The following is a 9,581-nucleotide window of genomic DNA, read 5'->3' as shown; positions in this document are numbered from 1 at the left end:
GGTATACCTGCCGAAGCTTGTATTTTAGCGTAGGTTGGCTTCGGCGGGTAAAGCTCGCAAGATAAACTGCAAAAGACGGAATGGGGGGCTGTTAACAAAAGGTCTAAGCCTTTTGTTCTTCTACTCTGAGCCTGTTAAGCCCTTCGGAGATGCTTTATATGCAGAAGGGTGAGTTCTCAGAGTGCCCGATTGTTGGGTAGAAGGTGTATGCGCCGTGGTCCCAGAGTGAGTAGACACCCCATACTTTTTTTATCCTTGTAACACCTTCTCTATCTTTGCTAAAGCCCAGTCCAACTCCTCTTTTTTTATAATAAGAGGCGGAGCAAACCTTATAACATTTTCGTGTGTCTCTTTGCATAAAAGCCCTTCTTTCATCAACTTTTCACAAAACCCACGAGCCCCACCCGCCTCTTGATGTAGTTCAACACCTATAAACAACCCTTTACCTCGCACTTCTTTAACAAACGAGCTTTTAATTTTTTTAAGTGACTCTAAAAAATAGTTCCCTAACACTTCAGAGTTTTCTATCATTTTTTCTTCAACAAGAACCTTAAGAGACGCTCTTGCTATAGCGCAAGCAAGAGGGTTGCCTCCAAAAGTGCTTCCGTGATCTCCCGGCATAAAGACACCAAGAACATCTTTATTAGAAAGAATAGCAGAGATAGGGTATAACCCACCAGAAAGGGCTTTACCTATCAAAGTAACATCTGCTTCTATACCTTCGTGCTCCTCTGCAAAAAGTTTACCTGTTCGCCCTAACCCTGTCTGTATTTCATCAAGAATAAGAGGAACATTATGTTTTGAACATATCTTACGAGCATTTTTTAGGTACCCTTCTGGTGGAACAATTACACCTGCTTCACCTTGAATTGGTTCAACAAGAAAACCAACCGTATTAGGAGTGATAGCTTTTTCTAACGCTTCTGTGTCTCCAAAAGGAATTATCACAAAACCAGGAGTGAAAGGTCCAAACCCGTCTTTATACTGTTTTTCGGTACTAAAACCAATAATTGTAATGGTTCTGCCATGAAAATTGTTATCACATACAATTATCTCCGCCATATTTTCTGGTACACCCTTCTCCTTGTACCCCCATTTTCTTACCGCTTTTATAACGCTTTCAACAGCTTCAGCACCACTGTTCATAGGTAGAACCATATGAGAATTGGTAAGTTTACAAATCTCTTCGTAAAATAGTCCCAGTTGGCTGTTTCTGAAGGCGCGAGATGTTAAAGTAATCTTTTTTGCTTGTTCAACCAGAGCGGCTACAATTTTTGGATGACAATGTCCCTGGTTGACAGCCGAATAAGCAGAAAGACAATCCATATACCTATTGCCCACAACATCCCACACCCATATACCTTCTCCTCTTTCAATAATAACATCCAGAGGTTTATAATTTTTTGCTCCATAAATATTTTCTAAATTAATATAATGTTGGGTATCCATTGGAATACTCCTTTTTATTTCTCATAAATCCTGTTTAATGCACCTATTATGCTATCAGGATGATTTTTTACAACTTTATATGAGGGCCTCATATTTTCGGCTCTATAAACATAAACCAATTCATAAGGCGGTGTTAATTTGACAATACCAAATTTTTCTTTTTTATACCTGTTTAATGCTTCCTCTGCCCCTTTTCTTATCTCTTCACGAGCAACCTCAGGGTGTAAATGTATAGCAGCGTTGTTTCTTGCACCATACTCTTCTGGGGTACATTCATCTCCTTTACCAGCAAGTATTCCTTCTTTTACTGCTACTGTTTTTATACCAGAGACAAGTTCTTCGGCTTCCTTACAAAAAGCCTTATCACCCGACCCAAAAATAACAGGTATATTGAGTTCACCAGCGCAGAGAGTAATCTGTCCAAACTCCCCTATTGAAACTCCGTTAATTGATAGGTCTAATATTCTAAAACTTTGGGTATGAGCAATGTGTGAAAATTCTGTACCTGCTTTTGCGTGTTGCCCGATAACAGCGACTGCATCAAAAGTTTTGTCAAGACCTAAAGGGTAAGGACCTTTGGGCCATCCTCTCTGGAATTTAACCCTCTTATCTAACGATAAAAAATCAACTCCACCGTAACCATTACCGCCGTGTCCATCAACTACAACGATTTCTGTTGCACCTGCATGAAAAAAACCTTCAACAGCTGCATTAATCTCTTTTGCAAGAAGTTTTCTGCTATCCTGAAAATGTCTACTATCACCATTTGCCCACCCTTGGTAGGTAATTACGCCAGCAACACCTTCTATGTCTGTCATTATAAATATTTTCATTGTAGCTCCTTAAATAGTAGGTTGAAATAACAGTAATTTTACACATTATAACATAAAAATAAATAATGAAGTATTTCATACTTGCTTTACTGCTGTTTTATGGAGTTGGGAGGAATGTTTTCTAATGACGTGGCAACCCTCGGAGGTACTCCGGATAAATCCGGAATGACATATAGGGGGAATCTCATCCCATTAACCTCTCTGCAAACCCTTGGGATTCCAATACCTATAATTCTCAAGGGGAGAAGGCAAAGAAGGGGAGTGAGTAGACACTACATACTTTTTTACCCCTATTGACAAAAGAGCCTAACTGTGTTAATTTATACATATATATAAAGTATTTATTAATGGATATTGGTAAGAAAAAGTGAGAAAAACAAATGGAAAGAAAAGGGCTTGGGCAGATTCTTCTTGAGAAAGGGCTAATAACCACTGAGCAGCTTGAGAGTGCTCTCATCCAACAGATTACAGACAACAGGTTTCTGGGCGAAGTTTTAGTTGAAAAAAAGATTGTTACAAAAGAACAGATACTTGAATGTCTTACAGAACAGAAGAAAGCTGCAACCGTCAACCTACAATCTATAAGAAATATTAAGCCAGATATAGTTCGGCTTATTCCTGAAAATATCGCCAAAAGATACAATGTTATCGCTATAGCAAAAGAAGATGAACGGCTTGTTATAGCAATGAACGACCCAACAAATATTGTAGCAATAGACGCTGTATCAAGGATGACCGATTCTCGTGTAAAAGTTCTCAAAGCAGACCTTGAAGATATAAAAGACTATTTAGAGAAATATTATGCAGATTCAGTTGACCTATCAAAAACAGCGTCGGCACTTGAAGCGTTAGGTACAGACGAGAACGGGCAGATAGATGTCCAACAATTGAAGGTAGCGTCTGAAGATGTCCCTATTGTTCAGTTTGTAAGTTCTCTATTCCTTGAAGCAATAGAAAAGAGAGCAACAGATATACATTTAGAACCACAAGAAACAAAGGTTTCAGTTAGGTTTAGGGTTGACGGTATTTTACAGAGAGTCAGTCCACCACCCAAAAGTTCTTATACAGGTATTGTTACCCGTCTAAAAATTCTTTCTAATTTAGATATTGGTGAAAGACGGCTCCCACAAGACGGTAGAACAAAAATTAAGACAGGTACAAGAGAGATAGATGTAAGGGTATCCACCCTACCCGCTATCCACGGAGAGAAGATTGTTATGAGGCTACTTGATAGACAATCCCTTGTAAAATCTTTTAAAGATGCAGGGTTTGAGACAGAAGAAGAAACTGCATATATGGATGGATTAAGAAAACCTTATGGTATGTTGATGGTTACAGGTCCAACAGGTTCAGGTAAGACCACCACCCTATACACAGGGTTAAGTTCAATAAATACTCCAGACAAAAATATTATAACTATTGAAGACCCTGTTGAATACGAGATTGAGGGTATTAACCAGGTCCAGATAAAACCTAAAATAGGGCTTACCTTTGCTGCTGTATTAAGAACTTTCCTTAGGCAAGACCCCGATATTATAATGGTTGGAGAAATAAGAGATTTAGAGACAGCACAGATAGCGATACAAGCCGCTTTAACTGGTCACCTTGTATTATCAACTATACATACCAACGATACAGTATCTACCCTTTCAAGGTTCAACTTTATGGGTGTGCCAACATACCTTATAGCAGAAGCTATGGACCTTATCATTTCTCAGAGGTTGGTTAGAAGAATCTGTTTAACCTGTAAAGAAGAAGATAAAGAAGGGAAAAAACTTCTTGAAAAGGTAGGTATAAACACAGGCAGGCATACCATCTATAAAGGGGTTGGATGCGAAGATTGTTCTTTTTCAGGATATTTTGGCAGGACAGCTATATTTGAAATATTAAAAGTAGATAAAGATATACGGACAGCTATTATTGAAGGGAAAAAAGAAGAAGAATTACGTGTTATATGCAAAAAGAAAGGTATGCCATTACTTAGAGACGCTGCATTAAAAAAGGTTCTTGATGGGATAACATCAGCCGAAGAACTGATTATCAAAACTACAATATAAATTATGCCAAAATACCAGTATACTGCCCGCGACTCAGAAGGAAACAAGGTTGACGGAATTATAAACGCGCCTTCAAGTTTAATAGTTGTTACAAGGTTGAGGAGCCAGAACCTTTTTCCTATAAAGATATATCTTGCCGGGCAGAGTGGAAGTTCAAGATTATCGTGGTGGGAGAAAGAACGTACCAAACGGGGCAGAGTTAACCTTAAAGAGTTATCTCTCTTTACCAGACAGACTGCCGCTATGCTTGATGCAGGTGTTGCTATTGTGGAACTTCTTGACGATTTAAGTTACCAGACACCCAACAGATATTTTTCTGCAGCACTACAAAAAATCAAAAAAGATATACAAGAAGGTAGCAACCTTTCTGGTGCAATCTCAAGATACCCAAAAATTTTCCCTCCCATATATATTGCCCTAATAAAGGCAGGCGAAGAGAGCGGAAATATAGCCGAAGTGTTGGCAGAACTTGCTGCCAACCTTGAAGGTCAACTTGAACTTATAAGTAAAGTTAAACAAGCCGTTAGTTACCCATTTGTTGTATCCCTCTTCTTTCTGGGTGTTATAGGGTTTGTATTCCTGTTTCTGCTACCAAAGTTTCAAGAAATCTTTAGCGATTTTGGCGCTAAACTTCCTGCTTTCACTCTATTTATTTTGGCTGTAAGCAAATTTCTTGTTGCTACATTTCCTTATCTAATGGGTGGAGCAATTCTTTTAATAATAGCCCTATTCCTTTTTTATAAGACCCCAACGGGTAGATTAAAGATAGATACATTTAAATTAAAATTCCCTGTCTTTGGACCTCTTATGTTAAAGGTAAGTTTTTCCCGATTAGCAAGTTCTCTTGCTACCCTACTATCTGGCGGAGTAACAATTGTTTTGGCACTCGATATAGTTGCCAAAACAGCAGGAAACGCTATGATAGAACAGACAATGGACAAGATTAGGGAAGGAGTTATTGAAGGTTCACTTTTAGGTACTGAGATGAAAAAATATCGTGTATTCCCTATACTTTTTGTACGTATGGTAACAGTTGGCGAAGAGACTGGAAAGATTGAAGAGATGTTATATAGAGTCTCAAAATTTTTCCAAGACGAAGTTGACGCTACCCTAAATGTTCTTGCTTCAATACTTGAACCCTTTTTAATTATAAGTTTGGGCGCTATTGTAGGGGTAGTTGTCTTTGCTATATATATGCCTATTTTTAACCTTGCAACTGCTGTAAGGTAGTGGTTCCTTCCTTTTGTCATTCCGGTTTATCCCGAGTACTCCCGAGGGACTTGTTCCGGAGTCACGTTTTTATTACCCCCCATTCCGTTTTTGCGAAGGAGTGAGTTTTACGACTGCGGCAATCTCGCCGAAGGCGGAAAGGAATGGGAAGAATGATAAAAACGAGGATTGCCACGTCGCAATCCCTCAAAAAGCATTCGGGCTAAGACGCTCCTCGCAAAAACAACAAAGACAAATAACCCCCTCACCTACATCCTCTCCCCCAGAGGAGAGGAGAGTTGGGGTGGAATATCACGCTTTTACTACTCCTGTTATACGAGATACATTAGAGATCCTGAGACAAGTTTAGGATTACCAAATGGACGGCTCGCAACTCAACAAAAAGGAAAAAAAGTTGCTCTTGTCAAAAGCATTCTTTAATGGTATAATCTTTCTAAATATAGGCGCCTATAAAGTTTGAAGTAAAGCAACTCATAACAATCAACTTGCAAACAAGGAGGTGCAAAAAAACAACTAAGAAAGTAGTTGGGTAAAAGTTCAACGGAGTAAAATTGTAAAAAAGGAGGAATAATGAAAAAAGCTTTAAGGAGTAAGAAGGGTTTCACCTTGATAGAGCTGATGGTTGTCGTTATTATTGTAGGTATTCTTGCAGCTGTATCGGTGCCTCTTTACAGGGCTCAGGTAAGAAAAGCCATCGCTTCTGAAGGTGCGGCACTTGTTGGCTCAATTAGGTCTGCCCAAAGAGTATACTATTCTGAAGAAAACGAATATTATATTCCAGGTGAAGATGACAATATAGCAGATGCACTTAATATTGAGACAACAGATAGCAAATATTTCTTATTGGAAGATGTCGAAATTACAAATAATGGTGGTGCTGGTTTCTTGGCTACTGCTAAAGGAGCTGAGGGCTCTACCGCTGAAAATATAGAGGTTTCTATAGACCAGGAAGGTACTATTAAATATTATGGTCTCCAACCGACACAACCAGATGGTGATTAATAGAGCGTTGCACACTATGTAGTTTGAAATATGAAGTTTAATACTCAAAGGGCTGGATAACCAGCCCTTTGAGTGTTTCCTGTTCTAATAAAATATGAAATATAAAACAGCGATAGATGTTGGTTCATCTTATATAAAGGTAATAGAAGGAAATGAGAAAAACGGGAAACTTTCAATTAGAAAAATCTTCTCCTGCCCCAACCCTATCACAAACATAAGAGAAGATCTGGTTGAGAGGGACCAGGATTCTTTTGTTAAATCTTTAAAAACTTCCTTAAAAAAAAATGGTGTTAAAGCCAAACATTGCATATCAAGCATAAGTGGTACCAACACCATAATACACTACTTTGATATACCCAACCTACCCTTAAGTGAAATTAGACCAGCTTTAAACCTGGAAATAATGCAGGTTACCCCCGGTGGTACTAATAACCTTGAATATGACTATCTGCTTATACCAAGAAAAGATAAAAGTAATACTGTTCTTTTTGTTGGTTATCCAAAAAAGAAGAGTGAGTTTTATGTAACAACCTTACAGAGGGTCGGCCTTAAACCCCTTGTTGTTGACCACGATTCATTTGCAATACTAAACTCTTTTAAGTATTTACATAAAGAAGATTTGCCCGACCCTCTCTTTATACTCAACTGCGGTTGTAAAAAGACCAACCTTGCTATTGCAGAAAATAATGGGTTTATACTTGTTAGAGATATCCCCTTTGGGGCAAGCCATATTACAAAAATTATTGCTGAGAAGAAAGGTTTTGAACTCGATTTCGCCGAAATTTATAAGACTAAAGAAGAAAATATTGAAGATATAAAAAGTATCATTATGGAAGATTTGGAGGAGTTGTTGTCAGAGGTTGTTACAGGTATAGAGTTTTTTAAGGCAAGAACAAAGAAGACCCCCAAAGAACTATTTTTAACAGGGGGCGGTGTAAAAATGCCGGGTATAGTTGGTATGTTCCAACAATCTTTACAGATTGATGCCCGTATATGGAACCCTATTGAAGAGTTATCCCCAAAAATACCTTTCCCAGAAGATATAATAAAAGACGGGACAAGTTTTTCTGTTGTACTTGGGCTTATATTGAGAAAATTACAATGATAGAACTTAATATTCTTAAGGAACGGCTTGAAAAATTTAAAAATAGGAGGGTTATAACCAACTTATTTATAATATATTTAGGTGGGCTTGCCTTTATATTGATGGTTTTAGGTATGACTTTTTTAGGTAATAAGGTCCAGATAGGAAAGATTGTATCTGATATAAGAAAGATAGAAGATAAGATGAATAAAGAGAAAGAGGTTATAACAGAAATAAAAACTAAAGGCGAAGCAACCGACAAACTATTAGAGGTTATGGCGTTTTTTATTTCAGAAAAAGAAAAGAGGGTTATTTGGACAAATAAGATTGGTTTTATTGGGAGGAATGTTCCTTATGGTATATGGTTGAGTAGATTATCTTTTACTATGCCGAGTAGTGCAAAAACTCTAAGAGTTATTAGTATTGAAGGTTATATGTTACCTGATATGGCAAACGAAAGAGAAACAATAGATAGGTTTGTAAGAAACCTTAGTCGAGGCGGTTATTTTGAAAATGTTAAATTACAAAAAGTTGCTAAATCAGGGTCTGAAGAGAACCAGATTGTATCTTTTAATCTTAAATGTGAAATGTTAAAAAAAGGCACCAAAGATGCTAAAACGGCTAATTAAAAAATATATTATATGGATGGTCTTATCTTATATATTGGTAGGGACACTATTTAGAACATTGGTTCTTTCCCCTCAAAAAGATACTATAAATAAGTATAAAGTAGAGAAGGTTCAAATAGAGTATGACTATATGAAGATGACAAGTTCTCCTGCTTTTTTGAACTCTATAAATACTGCAATAAGAGAGGCGTTGCTCCAGAAGAACAATTTTGAGTGGGTAAATACAGACCCAGAGGCAGATTCAAGTTTAGTATTTTATAATTATATTTTTCTGGTAGCAAAGCGGAACAACCTACATCTTTTTGAGACATTTATGCTTGATAGTGATACCAGAAGGAGAGATAGGAAACAATATTATTCTTGGAGTGTTAAACTTACTGGACATTATAACAATCTTTTAAAGTTTATTGAAGAACTTGAATTTGGAGATAATTTTCTTGTTATAGAGGGTATATCTATATCTGAAGGTGGAAGTAAAAATATTGAACCGATTTATGAGTTAAAAATTTTATGTTTAAAAAAAGGTGATAATGATACAGATTCTAAAACTTCTAAATAGATTATTTTTGTTGCTACTTACTGTTTTTCTTATTGTTAGCAATGGTGATGCTGCAAGTAGCAGTAAAAAATCTACTAAGAAGAAAATTAAGAAGAAAGATGTAACTGTTACAAGTATAGAAGAGAGTTTAGATAAAATCAAAGATTATTTTGATGACCTTTCTATTGGAGTGTCTCATAGAGGTGCTCCACTTAATAGGGACCCTTTTACTTCTCTTCTCAAAATAAGAGAGGAGCGTTTAGAAAGAGAACAAAGTGTTGAGAATAATATTAAGCCAATACTTGTTACAGGAAGGGAGAGTATAATAGCTCCTAAATTTGTTGTTACAGGGATACTTAAAGGGGATAAGTCCTCTTATGTAATTATAAATAATGAAGTAAAGAGAGAAGGAGAGTATTTGGGGGATTATCTGGTAAAAGAAATTATTGATTCTGAAAAGATTTTAATCTCTTACCGTGATACTACCTTTACGTACAATATTTACGATAAAGAGTTGAGAGAATTAAGAGACGCAAAAATAGAGGAAGAAGATACAATTTTAGAAGATGTTCCAGTAAAGGAACCTATAATTAAAGAGGAGAGTACCCCTTTAAATTTGGAACTGCAATAAGGGGGTAAAAAAGTATGGGGTGTCTACTCACTCTGGTACTACGGCGCATACACCTTCTACACAACAATCGGGCACTCTGAGAACTCACCCTTCTGCATAAAAAGCATCTCCGAAGGGCTTAACAGGCT

At 37.1% G+C, this 9,581-nt stretch carries 9 protein-coding genes; 7 read left to right on the top strand and 2 right to left on the bottom strand.

What is annotated here, in order from left to right; all coding sequences use genetic code 11:
* Positions 1-249: 249 nt before the first annotated feature.
* Positions 250-1,449, bottom strand: coding sequence for an ornithine--oxo-acid transaminase (rocD, locus tag M0P98_08390; protein MCK9266867.1), 1,200 nt, complete (start codon positions 1,447-1,449; stop codon positions 250-252).
* A 14-nt stretch (positions 1,450-1,463) separates the two neighbouring features.
* Complete coding sequence (locus M0P98_08385) at positions 1,464-2,282, bottom strand: M55 family metallopeptidase (protein MCK9266866.1); 819 nt, start codon at positions 2,280-2,282, stop codon at positions 1,464-1,466.
* Positions 2,283-2,662: 380 nt separating this feature from the next.
* Here M0P98_08385 and tadA point away from each other — a divergent pair, with 380 nt between their 5' ends.
* The 7 genes from tadA to M0P98_08350 all read left to right on the top strand — a co-directional run bounded on the left by tadA (position 2,663) and on the right by M0P98_08350 (position 9,453).
* Entirely contained in the window at positions 2,663-4,339 is a 1,677-nt protein-coding gene (gene tadA, locus M0P98_08380) for a Flp pilus assembly complex ATPase component TadA (protein MCK9266865.1), read from the top strand.
* 3 nt (positions 4,340-4,342) lie between these two features.
* On the top strand, positions 4,343-5,569 hold the full coding sequence (locus M0P98_08375; protein MCK9266864.1) for a type II secretion system F family protein: 1,227 nt from the start codon (positions 4,343-4,345) through the stop codon (positions 5,567-5,569).
* 570 nt (positions 5,570-6,139) lie between these two features.
* Complete coding sequence (locus M0P98_08370; protein MCK9266863.1) at positions 6,140-6,571, top strand: prepilin-type N-terminal cleavage/methylation domain-containing protein; 432 nt, start codon at positions 6,140-6,142, stop codon at positions 6,569-6,571.
* A 94-nt stretch (positions 6,572-6,665) separates the two neighbouring features.
* Positions 6,666-7,676 (top strand): pilus assembly protein PilM, encoded by a 1,011-nt coding sequence (gene pilM / locus M0P98_08365; protein MCK9266862.1) that lies wholly within the window; start codon positions 6,666-6,668, stop codon positions 7,674-7,676.
* Positions 7,673-8,284, top strand: coding sequence for a PilN domain-containing protein (locus M0P98_08360; GenBank protein MCK9266861.1), 612 nt, complete (start codon positions 7,673-7,675; stop codon positions 8,282-8,284). The genes pilM and M0P98_08360 overlap by 4 nt, the downstream gene beginning before the upstream one ends.
* Positions 8,265-8,843, top strand: a complete 579-nt coding sequence (locus tag M0P98_08355; protein ID MCK9266860.1) for a hypothetical protein — start codon at positions 8,265-8,267, stop codon at positions 8,841-8,843. Before M0P98_08360 ends, M0P98_08355 begins: the two co-directional genes overlap by 20 nt.
* On the top strand, positions 8,815-9,453 hold the full coding sequence (locus tag M0P98_08350; protein MCK9266859.1) for a hypothetical protein: 639 nt from the start codon (positions 8,815-8,817) through the stop codon (positions 9,451-9,453). Before M0P98_08355 ends, M0P98_08350 begins: the two co-directional genes overlap by 29 nt.
* Positions 9,454-9,581: the final 128 nt, after the last annotated feature.

This window comes from bacterium (genome assembly GCA_023230585.1).
Classification (GTDB): Bacteria; Ratteibacteria; UBA8468; order B48-G9; family JAFGKM01; genus JALNXB01.
Note: the sequence above shows the minus strand (reverse complement) of the source record. Positions and strands in the feature narration are given on the sequence as shown.

Bases quoted from the DNA above. Each gene is read 5' to 3' on its own strand.
- M0P98_08370 (MCK9266863.1), top strand. From the start codon at position 6,140: ATGAAAAAAGCTTTAAGGAGTAAGAAGGGTTTCACCTTGATAGAGCTG.
- M0P98_08385 (MCK9266866.1), bottom strand. From the start codon at position 2,282: ATGAAAATATTTATAATGACAGACATAGAAGGTGTTGCTGGCGTAATT.
- tadA (MCK9266865.1), top strand. From the start codon at position 2,663: ATGGAAAGAAAAGGGCTTGGGCAGATTCTTCTTGAGAAAGGGCTAATA.
- pilM (MCK9266862.1), top strand. From the start codon at position 6,666: ATGAAATATAAAACAGCGATAGATGTTGGTTCATCTTATATAAAGGTA.
- M0P98_08360 (MCK9266861.1), top strand. From the start codon at position 7,673: ATGATAGAACTTAATATTCTTAAGGAACGGCTTGAAAAATTTAAAAAT.
- rocD (MCK9266867.1), bottom strand. From the start codon at position 1,449: ATGGATACCCAACATTATATTAATTTAGAAAATATTTATGGAGCAAAA.
- M0P98_08355 (MCK9266860.1), top strand. From the start codon at position 8,265: ATGCTAAAACGGCTAATTAAAAAATATATTATATGGATGGTCTTATCT.
- M0P98_08375 (MCK9266864.1), top strand. From the start codon at position 4,343: ATGCCAAAATACCAGTATACTGCCCGCGACTCAGAAGGAAACAAGGTT.
- M0P98_08350 (MCK9266859.1), top strand. From the start codon at position 8,815: ATGATACAGATTCTAAAACTTCTAAATAGATTATTTTTGTTGCTACTT.